Here is a 15,907-nt window from a genome sequence, read left to right as displayed (position 1 = left end):
GGGAGTTATGCCACACTAGACTCATCCGCCAGCCCTGCCGTCCCCACCCAGAAAGCGCCGCATGCCGCTGTTTTCCAAGTCGCCGGTTTCACTGGCCGCCACGCTGACGCTGGTCACCGGACTGGCCGTGACCGGCATGCTGTTCGTGGCCGTCAGCGCGCTGGAATACGGCAAGATGGAGCTCAGCTTCCAGCAGCGCGCCCAGGCGCGCGCGGCCGCCATCCGGGGCGGCCTGGACGACACGCTGGAGCTGGTCACCATCCTCAACGATCTGTTCAAGACGGTGGGCCCGGTCAGCCGCGAACAGTTCGGCGACTTCACCCGGCCGCTGCTGGCGCGCTATCCCTTTGTGCAGGCGTTCAATTTCCACCGCGTGCTGACCGACGAGCAGGCGCGCCGCTACGAGGCCGCGCTGCGCGAGCGCTATCCCGGCTACGCCATGTTCGACGGCGGCCGGCTGCCGCTGTCGCCGCGGCCGCTGCACGCCATCGTCGATTATCTGGAACCGATGCAGGGCAACGAGGCGGCGTTCGGGCTGGACGTGATGTCGCTGGGGCCGATGTCCAACACCGTCAAGCAGGCGGTGGCGGCCGGCACCACGCTGGCCACGCCGCTGCTGCGGCTGGCGCAGGAACGGGGCAAGCAGAAAGGCTTCGTGCTGCTGATGCCGGTCTACCGGCCGGGCGCGCAGACCGCCACGGCCGAACAGCGGCGCGCGGCCTGGATAGGCAACACCGGCGCCGTCATCCGCTCCACCGACTTGATCCAGAAGATCCTGTACGGCGCCGACCTGCTGGACGACCGCTCGCTGGTGGTGCGCGTGTACGTGGGCGACGACCTCCGGCCGGACAACCTGATCTACAGCTACGGCCAGCCGGCCGGCCAGGCGGTGGCGGCCAAGCCGCTGCAGCGCTGGCTGGCGTTCGACTACCACGACGTCTACACCCGCACCTTCAGCGCGGCCGGCAAGGCCTGGCATGTGCAGGTGACGCCGCTGCCGCGCCCCTTCCTGGCCAGCCACCTGGGCTCGCTGTCGACGCTGATCGGCGGGCTGTTGTTCTCGCTGTTGACGGCGGCCTTGGTCAACTCGCTGGCGCGGCGCTCGGTGCGGGTGCAGCGGCTGGTGGACGAGCGCACCAGCGCGCTCCAGCTGAGCAACGAGCGCCTGAACGAGGACGTCGCCGCCCGCAAGCGCACCGAGCAGGCGCTGCAGGAGAGCGAGCTGCGCTTCCGCCGCCTGCTGGCGCTGTCGTCGGACTGGTACTGGGAGCAGGACGAGCAATTCCGCTTCACCAGCATCACCGGCGGCTTCTTCGACAAGGGCAAGCAGGACCCGGACTGCTTCATGGGCAAGACGCGCTGGGAGCACCATCCCGAGATGCGCCAGGCGCGCTGGGGCCAGGACCACATCGCGCTGCTGCAGGCCCACCTGCCCTTCCTCAACTTCGAATACGCGCTGGCCGGCACCGACGGCCAGCTGCACTGGTTCAGCATCAGCGGCGAGCCGCTGTTCGACCAGGAGGGCCGCTTCAAGGGCTATCGCGGCACCGGCACCGACATCACCGAGCGCAAGCTGTCCGAGCAGCGCATCCACCACATCGCCCACCACGACGTGCTGACCGGCCTGCCCAACCGCGTGCTGCTGCAGGACCGGCTGACGCAGGCGGCCGCCTTCGCCAACCGCAGCGGCAATCCGCTGTGGGTCATGCTGATCGACCTGGACCGCTTCAAGTTCGTCAACGACAGCCTGGGCCACAAGGCCGGCGACCTGCTGCTCAAGACCGTGGCCCAGCGCCTGCGGGACAGCGTGCGCGAGAGCGACACCGTGGCGCGGCTGTCGGGCGACGAGTTCGTCGCGATATTGACCGAATATCCGGACGAGGCGCTGTCGCTGGACGTCACGCAGCGCATCATGCGGGCGGTGGCGCAACCGGTGCTGCTGGAGGGGAAGGAGTTCTTCGTCACCTGCTCGATCGGCGTGGCGGTGTACGACCCGGACGGCACGCCGGCGCAGCGCCTGATCGAGCATGCGGACATCGCCATGTACCGCGCCAAGAAGCTGGGCCGCAACAACACGCAGTTCTACCAGCCGGCCATGAACGAGGAGGCGCTGGAGCGGGTACGCATCGAGACCGCGCTGCGCAGCGCGCTGGAGCGCGACGAGTTCGTGCTGCACTACCAGCCGCAGGTGGACCTGGGCAGCGGCCGCATCGTCGGCATGGAGGCGCTGATACGCTGGCGGCATCCCGAGCTGGGCATGGTGGCGCCCGACCGCTTCATCGGACTGGCGGAGGAGACCGGGCTGATCGTGCCGATCGGCGCCTGGGTGCTGCGGGCCGCCTGCGCGCAGGCCAAGGCGTGGCAGGACGCGGGCTACGGGGCGCTGCGGATCGCGGTCAACCTGTCGCCGCGCCAGTTCGGCGAGCCGAACCTGCTGGCCTCGATCGCGCAGGTGCTGGAGCAGACCGGCCTGCCGCCGGCCTGCCTGGACATCGAGCTGACCGAGGGGCTGTTCATGCACGACGTGGCGCTGGCGGTGGAGCTGCTGCACAAGCTGAAGGGGCTGGGGCTGGCGCTGTCGATCGACGATTTCGGCACCGGGTATTCGAGCTTCTCCTACCTGCGCAGGTTCCCTATCGATGTGCTGAAGATAGACCGCTCCTTCGTCAGCGACATCGGCGATGGCGACGAGGCGGCCATCGTGGTGTCCATCATCGCGCTGGCGCACAACCTCAAGCTGCGCGTGATCGCGGAAGGGGTGGAGACGGCCGCGCAGCTGGACTACCTGCGGCTGCACGGCTGCGATGAAATCCAGGGCTATTACTTCAGCCAGCCGGTGCCGGCGGCGGCGTTTGAGCGGATGCTGGCCGAGGGCAGGAATCTGCGGCCTGCACCGATATCATAAATTGTAATGGCAGCCGGAGTTGCTGTTGAACTAATAGGCGACGTCTTCCAGACGGTAGCGGAATTTTCTGCGCTCCGGTAAATCCCAGCCGGGCTCGCGGTCGGCGTTACGCGGTGGCGCGGTGGCCGCCGGCGCGGCCTGTGGCGTGGGCGATGCCGGTGCCGGTGCCGATGCAGCAGGTAATGGAGGAGCAGCGGCAGATGTTGCCGCAGGCGCCTTCGCGGCGGCGATCAGTTCGTCGCGCAGCCGATGTGCTGATTTGTAGGTCTTGTCGCCGGGGCGGCGGATAAATAAATCATGCCAAGCGTTGCGCGTCGAGCGCGCGAACGATTGCGCGAACTGGTTGGGCGAAACGGCGTGGCCGTTGTGGATGATCTGGTCGCCCTCGACGCGCGCGTAATTGTTCTCGCCGTAGCTCCATGATTTCAACACGGTGCCTTCCGGAAGAAACAAGGACTTCCATTGGTAGCCGTGCATGTCCGACAGGTCCGCGCCCGGCTCGAATCTGGCCGGGTCCGACAGCCAGCATTCGATGGCCTGGGCCATGGCTTCCGACAGGTCTTGCGAGCCGCCACGACGGCGCAGTTTTTCGATCAACTTGAGCAGGGTATCGGTGGGCAGTTGTACGCTCATTGTAGTATTCATTCGATTTTCTCCCCTATTTTCTTCGGCTTTCCCATATTTAGACCGGGAAGTCAGGGAATAGTTCAAAGCTTGAAAAAATCGAAGAAAATCGAACAGAAAATCGAAGCTCTGCTACAAGGAGCGCGGAGGAGCTCCCCCCTGTACATACTCCTAAGGCAGGCGAACGCGATGGCCAAGCGGGACAAGCGTCCCGGCTACGACGCAGAAGCAGGTGCGGGCTTGCGGCGCCGCTGCTTGGGCGCCAGCATGGTGCCGGTGCAGCCCGGCGCGCCGCAGTGGCAGGCGAACGAGCGCTTGATCGCCGGCGTGTGGCGGCCTTCGTAGATCAGCGGATAGGAGTAGCTCAGCTCCTCGCCACACTTGATGTCGTGCAGCGCGTAGATGTAGATGCGGCCCTCGTCCTCAATGGCCTGGCAGTTCGGCTCGCACGAGTGGTTGATGAAACGCGCCTCGTTGCCCTGGTCGCCGCCGTCGACCACATTGCCGTTGGCCAGGCTGAAGAAGAAGGTGTGGTTGTGCGGCAGGTCCTGCGCGGCGGCGCGCTCCAGCGCCTCGGGCCAGGTGATCTCGCGACCCGTGTATTCGATCACGCATTCGCTGACCGCGATGTCGCGGGCGGCGAACACGCCCCGCCCGTGCACCGGCGAGGTCTTGACCACGTATGCCGGCTGCTCGGACAGCACCGCCGGACTTTCCAATACATTTTCAGTCAACATAGGTGGGCTCAGTTGGGATCGCCGCCGGGCGGCTTGAACAGGTCTTCCAGCTCGGCGCGGCTGGTGGGCTTGCGCACCACGTCGCGCCGGCCGGCGAATTCGTCTTCGATATTGTCGCGATAATAGCTCCAAGCGGCGGCCGAGGTCGACAGCTTGCGCCACACCTCGTTGCCCACGCCCGAGTAGTCGATGGCGCTGCCGTCGTCGAACTCCACCCGCAGCATGCGCTCGCGCGCATCGTACCCGATGGCGCGCAGCTTGCCGGCGTTGATGCGTTTCATTTCCATACAGCCTCCTCAGCCCTTGCGCGCTCCGTGCACCATCTGGCGGGCCTGCTTGCGCAGCAATGCCTGGTCCCAGCGCTGTTTCTGCTCTTCGGTCTGCGGCACCAGCGTCGGCACCTCGACCGGCTTGCGGTGCTCGTCCACCGCCACCATCGTAAAGTAGCAGCTATTCGCGTGGCGCACCAGACGTTGCTGAATGTTTTCCGTCACCACGCGGATGCCCACCTCCATCGACGTGCGGCCGGTGTAGTTGATCGACGCCAGGAAGGTCACCAGCTCGCCCACGTGGATGGGCTGCAGGAACATCACCTGGTCCACCGACAGCGTCACCACATAGCTGCCCGAATAGCGGCTGGCGCAGGCGTAGGCCACGCTGTCGAGATATTTGAGGATGGTGCCCCCGTGGACGTTGCCGGAGAAGTTGGCCATGTCCGGCGTCATCAGCACGGTCATGCTCAGTTCGTGGGCGGTCCAGCTCATCGGTTTTTCCATTGCATACTCCATAGTTGTTTTCTCCATGCTATCCGCTAAGCTTGTCATTCGCAAATAGTTATCAAAAACCACTAGCTTTATCGTATGCTTTGCGCTTCACGAAAAAAGGAGCAACCATGAAATGGAAAGTCCTGGCCGCCAGCCTCATGTTCGGCGCGGCCGCCGCCGCCCACGCCGTGACGGCGGACGAGGTGCACACCTTCACGCTGGCCAACGGCATGAAGTTCATCGTGCTCGAATCGCACACCATCCCCAACGCCAATATGTACACGTTCTGGAAGGTCGGCTCGCGCAACGAGGCGCCCGGCATCACCGGCCTGTCGCACTTCTTCGAACACATGATGTTCAACGGCTCCAAGCACTACGGCCCGAAGATGTTCGACCGCACCATGGAAGCCAAGGGCGGCTCCAACAACGCCTACACCAGCAACGACCTGACCGTGTATCAGGACTGGTTCCCGGCGGCCTCGCTGGAGACCATCTTCACGCTGGAGAGCGACCGCATCGCCCACCTGTCGATCGACCCGAAAATGGTCGCCAGCGAGCGCGGCGTGGTGCTGTCCGAGCGCAGCACCGGGCTGGAGAATTCCAACATCCGCGCGCTGCACGAGGAGGTCAACGGCGTCGCCTTCCAGGCCCACCCGTATTCGTGGCCGGTGATCGGCCATGAGTCCGACATCAAGGCCTGGACCCAGGAGGACCTGCAGCGCTACTTCAACACCTACTACGCGCCCAACAACGCAGTGTCGGTGATCGTCGGCGACGTCAAGGCCGACGAGGTCAAGAAACTGGCCACCAAATATTTCGGCGGCATCCCCAAGCGCGCGCTGCCGCCGGCCGTGCGCACCGTGGAGCCCGAACAGAAGGGCGAACGCCGCGTGTTCGTGGCCAAGGAATCGGCCACCTCGGCCAACCTGGCGATCGCCTACAAGGTCCCGGCCGCCAACAGCCCGGACTTCTACGCGCTGGAAGTGCTGCAAAGCATACTGGGCGACGGCAAGACCTCGCGCCTGTACAAGGCGCTGGTCGAGCAGCAGCTGGCCACGCAGGTCAGCGCCAGCAGCATGGACGGCTTCGATCCGGGCCTGCTGTACCTGTCGGCCGTGGCCACCGCCAAGACGCCGCCGGCCCAGCTGGAACAGGCGCTGCTGGCCGAGGTCGACAAGCTGGTCAAGGACGGCGTGACGGCAGACGAGCTGCAAAAGGTGAAGAACCAGAAGCTGCTCAACCTGTACCGCGAACAGGAGACCATCAACGGCCGCGCCCAGCAGCTGGGCAACTACGAGGTGTTCTTCGGCGACTACAAAAAGATGTTCGACGCCCCGGCCGCCTACGAAAAACTGACGCCGGCCGATATCCAGGCCGTCGCCGCCAAATACCTGAAGAAATCGCAGCGCACCGTCGGCGTGCTGGCTGCGAAGGAGGATTGATCCGATGAGCATCAAAGCAACCGTAATGGCCGCCGCCGTGCTGGCCGCCGCGCCGCTGGCCGGCGCCGCCGCAGCTGAATTCCGCCTGCCGGCGTTCGACACCGTCACCCTGCCCAACGGCCTGACCGTGTACCTGATGGAGCGCCATGAAGTGCCGCTGATCTCGGTGCGCGCCGTGGTCAAGGCCGGCGCCGTCAACGACGAGAAGCAGCCCGGCCTGTCCAACCTGACCGGCGACGCCCTGCTGTTGGGCAGCAAAGCCCACAACAAGGCCGCCATCGACCAGGCCTTCGACTTCCGCGGCGCCCGCCTGGCCGGCGGCGCCGGCACGGAGGCAAGCACGGTGCAGGCCAACTTCGCCCGCGCCGACAGCGCCGCGCTGCTGCCGCTGTTTGCCGAGATCGTCCAGCAACCGAGCTTCGACGAGGCCGAGCTGGCCAAGCTGCGCGAGCGCAAGGTCAACGGCCTGAAGCAGGCCAAGGAGGCGCCGCGCAATGTGGTGGGCAACTACTACCGCGCCATGCTGTTCGGCCAGGCGCCGTATGCGAATCCGCCCGGCGGCACGGTCAGCAGCGTCGGCGCGCTCAAGCAGAGCGACGTGCAGGGCTACTACCAGCACTACTACCGTCCGGACAACGCCGCCATCATCGTGGTGGGCGATTTCCAGACGTCCGAGATGCGCAAGCAGATCGAGTCGCTGTTCGGCGCGTGGAAGGCCAGCGGCCCGGCGCTGCCGCAGCAGGACAACGGCAAGGTGCAGGCCGACAAGGCGCGCGTGTGGCTGGTCAACAAGCCGGACGCGATCGAGACCACCTTCCTGATCGGCGGCGTCGGCATCGCGCGCAACGATCCGGATTATGTGCCCATGCAGGTGCTCAACACCATCGTCGGCGGCCGCTTCACCTCGTGGCTGAACGACGAGCTGCGGGTGAACTCCGGCCTGACCTATGGCGCCCGCAGCGAGTTCGCCACCTTGGCGCAGACCGGCACCTTCGCCATCTCCAGCTTCACCGCGCTGCCCAAGACCGAGGCGGCGCTGGCGCTGGCGCACAAGACCTATCAGCGTTTGTGGGACAAGGGCATCGACCAGGCCACGCTGGAATCGGCCAAGGCCTACGTCAAGGGCCAGTTCCCGCCGCGCTACGAGACCGGCGAGCAGCTGGCCGGCTTGCTGGGCGATATGTACGCGTCCAAGGTGGGCCGCGAGCAGATCGACAACTTCATGCAGGATGTCGACAGCCTGACGCCGGAGCGCGCCAAGGCGCTGGTGGACAAGCATTTCCCGCGCACCAGGCTACAAACGGTGCTGGTGGGGAAAGCCGACGCCATCCGCGACATCGCCAAGACCTACGGCGAGGTGACCGAGCTGCAGATCAGCGCGGACGGTTTCCAGCCGCGCTAAACCGCGGGAAGTACGCTGGCCGGGTCCAGCTGGCGCACCAGGCGTTCGATCTCGTCCACCACGCCGGGGATGGCGTCGATCACCGGCGCCAGCTGCGCCCAGCCGGCGTCCGCCTTCAGCGCCTGCTCGGCGCGGTGTGCCAGGCCGGCCAGACGGTCGGCGCCCACGGTGCCGGCCAGGCCCTTGAGCGTATGCAGCAGCGGCAGCGCCACGCCGCCGTCCTGCGCCGCGCCAGCGGCCTGCAGTTCGGCCGACAACTTGCCCGCCTCCACCGCAAAACTGCGCAAGGCCATCAGATACACCGAATGCAGCCCGCCCAGCCGCTTCAGCGCGGCCGCGCTGGCTATGCCCGCCTCCGCCAGCGGCGCCGGGCCGGCCGCGTCGGCGACCGCTTCGGGCGGCGCCGCCGCCAGCGCCAACGGCGCGCCGGCGCGCCGCGCATGCCGCAGGATCACCGCGATCAACTGGCTCAGGTCGAAGGGCTTGCCGATGTGGTCGACCATGCCCGCGTCCAGCGCGGCGACGCGGTCGGCCGGCATGGCGTTGGCCGTCATCGCCACGATGGGCGGCGCCTGCGCGCCCAGCAGGCGCTGGATCGCCAGCGTCGCCTGGTAACCGTCCATCTCCGGCATCTGGATGTCCATCAGGATCAGGTCCGGCGGCGGGCCGGGGCGCGACGCGGCGGCGATCGCCATCGGCCCCGAGCTGGCCACCTCCACCTGCGCGCCCTCGTTGCCCAGCAGCTCGCTGGCCACCTGCTGGTTGGCCGGATTGTCGTCCACCAGCAGCAGCCGCAGGCCGGCCAGCCGCCGCAGCGAGGGCAGCGCCACCGCCGCCAGCGGCGCCCGCCTTTCCATGCGCGCGTCGGCCACCGCGTCGAACAGCATCGAGGCCGTGACCGGCTTGACCACGAAGCCGTCCAGCACCGGCTCCAGTTCCATGTGGCGCTGCGCCAGCAGCTCGCGGTCGTGCGCGGTCACCATGACGATCAGCGGCAGCTTGCCGTGCGGCGCCAGCTTGCGGATCTCGCAACTGGTCTCCCAGCCGTCGAAGACCGGCATGCGCCAGTCGATCAGCACCACGTCGTAGGCGCGCTGCGCGGCCATGTGGGCGGTGACGGCGGCCAGCGCCTCGTGGCCGCCGCCGGCCACGTCCACCTGCCAGCCAAACGATTGCGCCATCTCGCTCAGCACCATGCGCGCCACCGGATTGTCGTCCACCACCAGGCAGGTCAGGCCCTTGAGAAGCAGGCGCTCGGGCGCCGCCGCGGTGTCCGGCGCCTCGGCCGGCAGCGCCGCCACGTCGCATTCGACCGCGAATTCGAACACGCTGCCCTGGCCCAGCGTGCTGGTCACGCCCAGTTCGCCGCCCATCAGGCGCACCAGGCGCTGGCTGATGGCCAGGCCCAGGCCGGTGCCGCCGTAGCGGCGCGCGGTCGACGCCTCGGCCTGCGAGAAGCCGTCGAAGATGCGCAACCGCTGTTCTTCCGAGATGCCGATGCCGCTGTCGCGGATGGCGAAGCCTATGGTCAGCGTGTCGTCGGCGCGCGCCAGCAGCCGGGCCGACAGCACCACCTCGCCCTGCTCGGTGAACTTGATGGCGTTGCCCGCCAGGTTGAGCAGGATCTGCTGCAGGCGCAGGGCGTCGCCCACCACCAGCGCCGGCAGCTGCGGATCGATGCGGAACAGCACTTCGATGTTCTTGCTGCCGACGTTGGCCGACAGGATCACGGCCAGGTCGCGCCACAGCTTGTCGAGCCGGAACGGATGGGGGTCGAGCGCCAGCTTGCCGGCCTCCACCTTGGAAAAATCCAGGATGTCGTTGAGCAGGCCCAGCAGCGCGCTGGCGGCGGCGTGGGCCTTGGCCGCGTAGTCCTGCTGGCGCTCGCTCATCTCGGTCTGCTGCAGCAACTGCAGCATGCCCAGCACCGCGTTCATCGGCGAGCGGATCTCATGGCTCATGTTGGCCACGAACTCGGACTTGGCGCGGCCGGCCTGGTCGGCCGCCTCCTTGGCCTGCCGCAGCGCGTCGTGGGCCGCGCGCGCCTCGGTGGAATCGGTGCTGCTGCCCACCCAGCCGAGGACGCGGCCGTCGCCATCCTTCTGCGGCAGCGCGTGGTTGTCGAAGATGCGCCAGGCGCCGTCCAGGCGGCGCAGCCGGCAATCGCAGCGGAAGGCGTCGCCGGCGGCGGCGGCGCGCTGCCATTCGGCCAGCAAGGCCGGGCGGTCGTCCGGGTGCAGCACCGGCGCCCAGTCGCCCGCCCCGATCAGCAGCGCCGACGGCACGCCGCTGAAGCGCTCCCAGTGGTGGCTGATGAAATCGAGGCGCAGCGCCGGCGTGACGGTCCACACCATCTGCGGCAAGCCTTCGGTCAGCGAGCGCCAGCGCGATTCGGAGGCGGTCAGCCGCACCAGCGACGCCTGCAGCGCGCGGTCGGCTTCGACCAGCCGGTGCACCGCCTGCGATTGCTTGCGCATCGCGTACCACACGCCGGCCAGCAGCGCCGCCGCGAACGCCACCAGCACGCCGAGGAACAGCAGCGCATTGCGCACCTCCTTGCGCCACGGCGCCAGGAAATCCTCGCTGGCCAGCGCGACCGCCACATACAGCGGATAGCGGCCCACGCGCTGCAGGCTCAGCGTGCGCTCGAGCCGGTCGCGGTCGCTGAGGATGATATAGGTGTCGCCCTTTTGCCGCCCGTCCAGGATGGCCTGGGTCTGCGGCGAGACATTGATGGTGGCGCCGAGCGCCATGGTGTCGACGAAGGGATAGCGGTGCAGCACGCGGCGGCGGTCGTCCAGCAGCACGATGGAGCCGTGGGCGCCGGTGTTGAGCGACGAGAAAAGCTCGGTCAGGCGCGCGCTGTTCATCAGCGTGTAGGCGGTGCCGCCGAAACTGCCGTCCGGCATGGCCAGCGGATAGACCAGCGGCAGCACCCACTCGCCGCTGATGCGCGACTTGACCGGCAGGCCGATGATCAGCTCGTGCTCGACCTTGGCGCGCGGGAAGAATTCGCGCACGGTCAGGTCCTGCGGATGGGCCGGGTCGACCTGCTCGCCGTAGATCACGCGGCCGGCCGCGTCCGAGCCGCGCACCGCCTGGGCGTTCGGGATGCGTTCGCGCAGCGTGCGCAGGTAGGCGCTGAACCGGTCGGGGTCGAAGCGGCCGGACGTCTGCATGGCGCGGAACTCCACGCCGGCGCGGCGCATGGCCAGATCGACCTCCTCGAAATGCGACTGCAGGAAGTTTTCCAGCGAGACCGCCAGGTTGTGGGCGGTCTCGGCCGCGTTGGCGTAGTAGCGCGCCTGGCTGGCCTGCAGCACATGGGCCACGTACAGCGACACCAGCAGCAACACCGCGGCGACCGCCGCGACGAGCACGCCGAACAGTCTACGGAATTTCTGCAACGTGTCCGGTTTCATGGCGACAGGCGGTCTCTTCTTGTTTTGATATGCCTCTACATTACCGCAAAAAAAACGCCCCGGAGGAGCGTTTTTGTCTTACAGGCCTTGCTGGGCGATATCGGCCAGCGATGCCCGGCCCTTGTCGCTGAGTTCGAAGCCGCCTTCGGCGCGCGGCACGATGTGGGACTTCTTGCCGAGGAATAGGGCGACGTCGGCGTCGAGCGGGCTGGCCGGATCGGCCTCGACGGCGCGCATGCCCAGCACGCAGCGGCGCAGGAACAGCACTTCCTCGCCCTTGTCGGTGAGGGAGATGCGGCCGTTCCTGGCGATGCTGAACAGCTTGATGCCGGCCAGGCGCTTGGTGTTGCGGCCCACGCAGGCGCTGACACGCTCACCCTTGATGCCGCGCTTGACCTCATCGAGTGCGTTGTATTCGTCTTGCGTTAATTTCTCGTTCTTCATTGCCATTTTATCCATAAGAGACTGCTGCGGCCCTCATGGTACGCGCCCGGCGGAGCGACGGCAAGGTATACGCCCTCCCGGCGCCTGCGGCGGCGGTACGGGCGCATCGAAACGAAAATAAAGTGTGGATCAAAACGCTCGTATCGCCAGCCAGATCAGGCCGATGGTGGCAAATGCCGCTACACAAATCAAGGCTTGGACACGCTTCGCACTGAAGGCGACGCTACGACGGCCGAGGTAGATTTTGTTGTGTAAGGAATTGCCCATGATGCTCTCCGTGAGAGGAAAAACGATGACATGACTAAATTATAGAAACACTTTCATTACGCCGTTGTGACGGCCAACACAAAGTTTAAAATATGTATCCATTGAGCAACAACTATCACACTTTCTCACGGGACATCAGGTTTTGACGGGTGGTTGCTTGGGTTGAGGTTCCTCGATGGGGGCCTGGTCCGGCAGCGGCATATTGTCCGGAGGCGGATCTTTTTCCGGCTGGGGCGGCGGCATATCGGGTTCGGGCGTGGTGTGGGCACGGATATTCATGGGACGGTCCTCCTTGAAAAAATCGACCTAATCAAAGCTTAGAGGGCGGTCGCCGATAAACAAGCGCCGGATCGCCGCCCGGCGTGCGCCAGCGCACCCCCGTTGGGGTCAAGTCTGACATTCGGACACGGCCTCTGCCGTAGCGAGGGCGCTACGGCAGAGGCCGTGTCCGAATGTCAGACTTGACCCCAGCGAGCACATCGTCCAGCGCCATCAACTCGTCGCCGGTCGTTGTCGCGGTTGGAACCCCGGCTATGTGGCGCAGGCGTTTGGGGTCGATGAAGATCCGGCCATCCCTTACCGTCGCGATCGACCAGGATACCGAGCCCCCCTCTTCGCTGACGATGATCTGTTGTTCCGTCGCCGGAAAACGCGGCCCCCATTCGCCGATGCGGGACTTGAACTGCCGCGTCGCGCCACCGGCCTCGCCGCGGTACACATGATCCACCTTGACTTCCATGGTCTCGCAACCACCGCCGTTGTAGACGCAGACGGTACGCAAGCCATTGGACTGGACCGGCGCCTCGAGCGGGCAAGGCCGAGGGCAATTCTCCGTCCCCGATGGCTGCAGGATGACCTTTTGCACGTGACCGGCAAGCAGCACGTCCTGGGCCGATGCCACGGTGCCCGCGCCCGACAGGACGATGGCGATAACTTTGATCAGGGACATTCGTTCTCCTTTATCTTCGATTGCCCTGCCGCCGCCAATTCGGCGGCACCAGCTCGACGATCACGTCGCCGCCCAGCCCGAACAAGGCGTTGGCGCCTTGCGGGATGCGCTCCCATACGCCATCCGGCAAGCCGAATTCCCGTTGCAGATGGTTCAGCACCGGCAGCCAGGCCGTCAACGGCGCGCTGTGTATGAAGTCGTTGCACGCGAAATTGTCCAGCCCTTGCGGCAGGCAATCGAGGACGGCCCGCACGGCGCCGCTCACTTGATGCGGAAGATCACGTCCACGGTCTGCGACCATTGCAGCGACTGGATCGACAGGAAGTCCTTTTCCCCCGACGTGGCGCTGGTGCCGCGCCGGTTGTTGTAGAAGTCCACCGGCAGCAGGCCGACGGCGTTGGTCAGGTTGCGCAGCTGGCCCGACGAGATCGCCGTGACGGCGCCCACCTTCTTGCCGAAGCCGGCCGCCATGCCCTCGGCGCGGCGCTGCGCGTCCTTGATCGCGACGGCGGTCAGTTCCTGTTCGGTCTGCAGACGGTCGCTCTTGCCGAAGCCGGTGCTCATGTGGTCGATGTTCGGCTTGCTCAGCAGGCCCGTCATGATGGCGCGCCATTTAGTCAGGTCGCGCACCACGATGTGCACGGCGCTGCGTATCTCGTATTCGGGCGCGGCGTTCGGATCGGGATTGGCCGCCTTGCGCATTTCCTTGCGCATGTCGCGGAAGGACGCCTCGGCTTCGGTATCCTTGCCGGGATCGCCGCCCTGCTCGGCCAGCAAGGACTGGATTTCCGCCACGCGCGCCTGCACCACGGCCACGGCGGCGTTGGTGTCGGCGTCGAAGGCGCTGATGTCGAAGTCGATCTCGCCCATGTCGGGCATGACCCGCAGGAAGCCTTCGCCGCCGACGTGGATGAAGGGGTAGTCCGGCAAATTGGAGGCCTGCACGGCCAGCGGCAACAGGGCTAGGGCTACGGCGAGTTTCTTCAGCATCGAACTTCCTTCAGGAGTGAAAGTTGAAGTATCCAATACTTTTTACTATTTAACAACTTGCAAAATCCGCCGGCGCGCCCATTTGCGACTTCAACAACAATCACTCAGGGGAAGAAGATGCTGGTTCCAAGACGTCCACGCTCGGTGCATGACAGCCGCCCGGTCGCCGTGCAGGTGGTCAAGCAGGAAAAATCGGGCGCCGTCGACAAGCATGTGCTGATCGTCGAGACACCCAAACTCAAGCCCGTTCCGCCGAAGGCGAAATAGCTTACTTGCCCTTGTTGATCTCGCCGATCAGCAGGAAGGCTTCGTGGTGGATGGCCTGCTCGGCGGCCTTGAACTCCTGGTTGGCCTTGATGAAGGCCGGCTTCTTCAGTTCGGCCTTTTCCTTGGCGGTCGGGGTCGGATCGGCGGGATACAGGCGCGGCGGGCCGTTGTAGGTCTGGGTCAGCACCTTCTGGCCGTAGCTGGACTGGTAGTACCGGGTCATCTCGACCGCCGTCTCGGTGCTCAGCAGGCGCGCCACCGGCAGCGCCAGCCGGCTGTAGACGGTCTCATTGGGCAGCTTGTCGAGCTTGGTCATCATCAGTTCGCGCTGGGCCGGGCTGGGATACTTGCTCATGCCGGCGGTGGTGCGCACCATCTTCTCGGCCTGCATCGACACCAGCAGGTCGTGCGCGGCCTTGACCTGGGCGGCGTCCGGCGCGCCGCCGGGGGCCGATGCATGGGCCCACATCGCGCCCATCAGCAAACTGGCGGCGGCCAGCGTTTTTATCGGTTTCATGTCTGCTCCTTGGTTGTCGGTATTGTATGGTGCCGACACGCATCATATTGCCAAACTCGCAAACATGGCCACATGATTGGTGCGTAGAATGTCGGCTCAACAGACAACGAGGCCCACACCATGCAGCACACCCCACTGAACGACGACGAATACGATGCGCTGGACGCGCTGCAGGACGTATCCTGGCTGGAAGGCTTCCTGACCGCCGTCGTCATTGGCCCGGGAGCGCCGGCGCCGGAAAGCTGGCTGCCCGCCGCCCTGAAAAATCCGGCCGCCGAGCCGCTGCTGCTGCGCCACTACCACTACATGCGCACCTGGATGAGCAAAGACCCGTCCAGCTTCGAGCCCATCTACGAATGCGGCGGCAGCTGGGGGCCGGAACAATGGTGCGAGGGATTCACGGCCGGCATGCAGGCCGACGCGGCGGCGTGGGCGCCGTTGCGGGCGGCCCATCCGGAATGGCTGGCGCCGTTCCAGCGCGAAGGCGACGCCTGGGCCGACGCGGTGACGCCATCGGTCATCCAGATCAACGCCTACTGGCATCCGCCGAAAGGCCCGAAAGTTGGCCGCAACGATCCCTGCCCTTGCGGCAGCGGCAAGAAGTACAAGAAGTGCTGCGGCGACGCTTAACCGATCGTATCGGTCTGCTGCGATGCGATGAGGACGGCGCCGCAGGAAGTCTTCATCCCCTCCACCGCGGTGCTGATGCCCATGATGGTGTGCGTGACCGCGCCTTCGACGATGGTGTGCGTGCCCCGGCACTTGGGGCAGCTGACCTTGTGCCCCACACCTGCCACTGGCTTGCCCATCACGATCACGTCCTGATGACCCTCCAGTACCGTGCCGTGGTGCGAGGTCTTGTCGCCCAGTCTGATGATCGCCTTCCCGCCCATATCGCCTCGCATTGGTTCAATGCGGCGATGATAGCATTGCTATTTTCGCTACGTCGCACGGCAGCGAAAACGCGGACGAAAAAAAAGCTTCCTTCCGGAAGCTTTTTTCTCTACTGCTATTCGTGGCGGAGAGGGTGGGATTCGCCTACGTTTCGCAGGCCGCCCTCGCGCTAGTACGCGCGAGTCTTCGAATCCCACGCGCGAGCTGCGCTCGCTCCTTTCCGCAGTAGAAATAAAAAAGCTCCCTTGCGGGAGCTTTCTTATTTAATTATGGCGGAGAGGGT

At 65.8% G+C, this 15,907-nt stretch carries 18 protein-coding genes; 5 read left to right on the top strand and 13 right to left on the bottom strand.

Annotation, left to right across the window (positions count from 1 at the left end; genetic code table 11):
* Positions 1–61 precede the first annotated feature (61 nt).
* The gene (locus AC07WS_RS14965; RefSeq protein ID WP_494729845.1) at positions 62–2,905 is read left to right on the top strand and encodes a bifunctional diguanylate cyclase/phosphodiesterase; all 2,844 of its coding nucleotides are present in this window, start codon (positions 62–64) and stop codon (positions 2,903–2,905) included.
* A 30-nt stretch (positions 2,906–2,935) separates the two neighbouring features.
* Here AC07WS_RS14965 and AC07WS_RS14960 read toward each other — a convergent pair whose 3' ends face one another.
* From AC07WS_RS14960 to AC07WS_RS14945, 4 genes are all read right to left on the bottom strand, one after another.
* On the bottom strand, positions 2,936–3,538 hold the full coding sequence (locus AC07WS_RS14960; RefSeq protein ID WP_494729844.1) for a hypothetical protein: 603 nt from the start codon (positions 3,536–3,538) through the stop codon (positions 2,936–2,938).
* Positions 3,539–3,744: 206 nt separating this feature from the next.
* Entirely contained in the window at positions 3,745–4,266 is a 522-nt protein-coding gene (locus AC07WS_RS14955; RefSeq protein WP_494729843.1) for an SET domain-containing protein, read from the bottom strand.
* 8 nt (positions 4,267–4,274) lie between these two features.
* A complete protein-coding gene (locus AC07WS_RS14950) occupies positions 4,275–4,553 on the bottom strand; it encodes a KTSC domain-containing protein (RefSeq protein WP_494729842.1) in 279 nt (92 codons plus the stop codon).
* A gap of 9 nt (positions 4,554–4,562) precedes the next feature.
* The gene (locus AC07WS_RS14945; RefSeq protein WP_494729841.1) at positions 4,563–5,042 is read right to left on the bottom strand and encodes an acyl-CoA thioesterase; all 480 of its coding nucleotides are present in this window, start codon (positions 5,040–5,042) and stop codon (positions 4,563–4,565) included.
* A 116-nt stretch (positions 5,043–5,158) separates the two neighbouring features.
* On the opposite strand from AC07WS_RS14945, the gene AC07WS_RS14940 reads away from it, so the two are divergent.
* Entirely contained in the window at positions 5,159–6,472 is a 1,314-nt protein-coding gene (locus AC07WS_RS14940) for a M16 family metallopeptidase (RefSeq protein WP_494729840.1), read from the top strand.
* A gap of 4 nt (positions 6,473–6,476) precedes the next feature.
* Complete coding sequence (locus AC07WS_RS14935) at positions 6,477–7,874, top strand: M16 family metallopeptidase (RefSeq protein ID WP_494729839.1); 1,398 nt, start codon at positions 6,477–6,479, stop codon at positions 7,872–7,874.
* On the opposite strand, the gene AC07WS_RS14930 is transcribed toward AC07WS_RS14935, so the two are convergent.
* The 7 genes from AC07WS_RS14930 to AC07WS_RS14900 form a co-directional block, all read right to left on the bottom strand.
* Entirely contained in the window at positions 7,871–11,296 is a 3,426-nt protein-coding gene (locus AC07WS_RS14930) for a response regulator (protein WP_494729838.1), read from the bottom strand. The two genes, AC07WS_RS14935 and AC07WS_RS14930, sit on opposite strands and share 4 nt — an antisense overlap.
* Positions 11,297–11,374: 78 nt before the next feature.
* Positions 11,375–11,740 (bottom strand): hypothetical protein, encoded by a 366-nt coding sequence (locus tag AC07WS_RS14925; RefSeq protein ID WP_494730014.1) that lies wholly within the window; start codon positions 11,738–11,740, stop codon positions 11,375–11,377.
* 129 nt (positions 11,741–11,869) lie between these two features.
* Entirely contained in the window at positions 11,870–12,007 is a 138-nt protein-coding gene (locus AC07WS_RS14920; RefSeq protein WP_175001208.1) for a hypothetical protein, read from the bottom strand.
* 135 nt (positions 12,008–12,142) lie between these two features.
* Entirely contained in the window at positions 12,143–12,286 is a 144-nt protein-coding gene (locus AC07WS_RS14915; RefSeq protein ID WP_494729837.1) for a hypothetical protein, read from the bottom strand.
* A 151-nt stretch (positions 12,287–12,437) separates the two neighbouring features.
* Complete coding sequence (locus AC07WS_RS14910; protein ID WP_494729836.1) at positions 12,438–12,956, bottom strand: hypothetical protein; 519 nt, start codon at positions 12,954–12,956, stop codon at positions 12,438–12,440.
* A 10-nt stretch (positions 12,957–12,966) separates the two neighbouring features.
* Positions 12,967–13,209, bottom strand: a complete 243-nt coding sequence (locus AC07WS_RS14905; protein ID WP_494729835.1) for a hypothetical protein — start codon at positions 13,207–13,209, stop codon at positions 12,967–12,969.
* A gap of 8 nt (positions 13,210–13,217) precedes the next feature.
* Positions 13,218–13,946, bottom strand: coding sequence for an SIMPL domain-containing protein (locus AC07WS_RS14900; RefSeq protein WP_494729834.1), 729 nt, complete (start codon positions 13,944–13,946; stop codon positions 13,218–13,220).
* A 117-nt stretch (positions 13,947–14,063) separates the two neighbouring features.
* On the opposite strand from AC07WS_RS14900, the gene AC07WS_RS14895 reads away from it, so the two are divergent.
* Positions 14,064–14,213 (top strand): hypothetical protein, encoded by a 150-nt coding sequence (locus AC07WS_RS14895; protein ID WP_494729833.1) that lies wholly within the window; start codon positions 14,064–14,066, stop codon positions 14,211–14,213.
* Position 14,214: 1 nt separating this feature from the next.
* Here AC07WS_RS14895 and AC07WS_RS14890 read toward each other — a convergent pair whose 3' ends face one another.
* Positions 14,215–14,730 carry a hypothetical protein gene (locus AC07WS_RS14890; RefSeq protein ID WP_494729832.1) on the bottom strand — a complete coding sequence of 172 codons (516 nt, stop codon included), beginning with the start codon at positions 14,728–14,730 and terminating at the stop codon, positions 14,215–14,217.
* A 120-nt stretch (positions 14,731–14,850) separates the two neighbouring features.
* On the opposite strand from AC07WS_RS14890, the gene AC07WS_RS14885 reads away from it, so the two are divergent.
* Positions 14,851–15,360, top strand: a complete 510-nt coding sequence (locus tag AC07WS_RS14885) for a UPF0149 family protein (protein WP_494729831.1) — start codon at positions 14,851–14,853, stop codon at positions 15,358–15,360.
* Here the strand turns inward: AC07WS_RS14885 and AC07WS_RS14880 are convergent.
* On the bottom strand, positions 15,357–15,623 hold the full coding sequence (locus AC07WS_RS14880) for a PAAR domain-containing protein (protein ID WP_117009760.1): 267 nt from the start codon (positions 15,621–15,623) through the stop codon (positions 15,357–15,359). The genes AC07WS_RS14885 and AC07WS_RS14880 overlap by 4 nt on opposite strands.
* Positions 15,624–15,907: the final 284 nt, after the last annotated feature.

The sequence above is a fragment of the Duganella sp. GW821-FHT01E12 genome (assembly GCF_059422325.1).
This window is presented reverse-complemented; position numbering and strand designations above follow the sequence as displayed.

Coding starts and splice junctions, on each gene's coding strand:
- AC07WS_RS14965 (WP_494729845.1), top strand. CDS start 62: ATGCCGCTGTTTTCCAAGTCGCCGGTTTCACTGGCCGCCACGCTGACG.
- AC07WS_RS14960 (WP_494729844.1), bottom strand. CDS start 3,538: ATGAGCGTACAACTGCCCACCGATACCCTGCTCAAGTTGATCGAAAAA.
- AC07WS_RS14955 (WP_494729843.1), bottom strand. CDS start 4,266: ATGTTGACTGAAAATGTATTGGAAAGTCCGGCGGTGCTGTCCGAGCAG.
- AC07WS_RS14950 (WP_494729842.1), bottom strand. CDS start 4,553: ATGGAAATGAAACGCATCAACGCCGGCAAGCTGCGCGCCATCGGGTAC.
- AC07WS_RS14945 (WP_494729841.1), bottom strand. CDS start 5,042: ATGGAAAAACCGATGAGCTGGACCGCCCACGAACTGAGCATGACCGTG.
- AC07WS_RS14940 (WP_494729840.1), top strand. CDS start 5,159: ATGAAATGGAAAGTCCTGGCCGCCAGCCTCATGTTCGGCGCGGCCGCC.
- AC07WS_RS14935 (WP_494729839.1), top strand. CDS start 6,477: ATGAGCATCAAAGCAACCGTAATGGCCGCCGCCGTGCTGGCCGCCGCG.
- AC07WS_RS14930 (WP_494729838.1), bottom strand. CDS start 11,296: ATGAAACCGGACACGTTGCAGAAATTCCGTAGACTGTTCGGCGTGCTC.
- AC07WS_RS14925 (WP_494730014.1), bottom strand. CDS start 11,740: ATGAAGAACGAGAAATTAACGCAAGACGAATACAACGCACTCGATGAG.
- AC07WS_RS14920 (WP_175001208.1), bottom strand. CDS start 12,007: ATGGGCAATTCCTTACACAACAAAATCTACCTCGGCCGTCGTAGCGTC.
- AC07WS_RS14915 (WP_494729837.1), bottom strand. CDS start 12,286: ATGAATATCCGTGCCCACACCACGCCCGAACCCGATATGCCGCCGCCC.
- AC07WS_RS14910 (WP_494729836.1), bottom strand. CDS start 12,956: ATGTCCCTGATCAAAGTTATCGCCATCGTCCTGTCGGGCGCGGGCACC.
- AC07WS_RS14900 (WP_494729834.1), bottom strand. CDS start 13,946: ATGCTGAAGAAACTCGCCGTAGCCCTAGCCCTGTTGCCGCTGGCCGTG.
- AC07WS_RS14895 (WP_494729833.1), top strand. CDS start 14,064: ATGCTGGTTCCAAGACGTCCACGCTCGGTGCATGACAGCCGCCCGGTC.
- AC07WS_RS14890 (WP_494729832.1), bottom strand. CDS start 14,730: ATGAAACCGATAAAAACGCTGGCCGCCGCCAGTTTGCTGATGGGCGCG.
- AC07WS_RS14885 (WP_494729831.1), top strand. CDS start 14,851: ATGCAGCACACCCCACTGAACGACGACGAATACGATGCGCTGGACGCG.
- AC07WS_RS14880 (WP_117009760.1), bottom strand. CDS start 15,623: ATGGGCGGGAAGGCGATCATCAGACTGGGCGACAAGACCTCGCACCAC.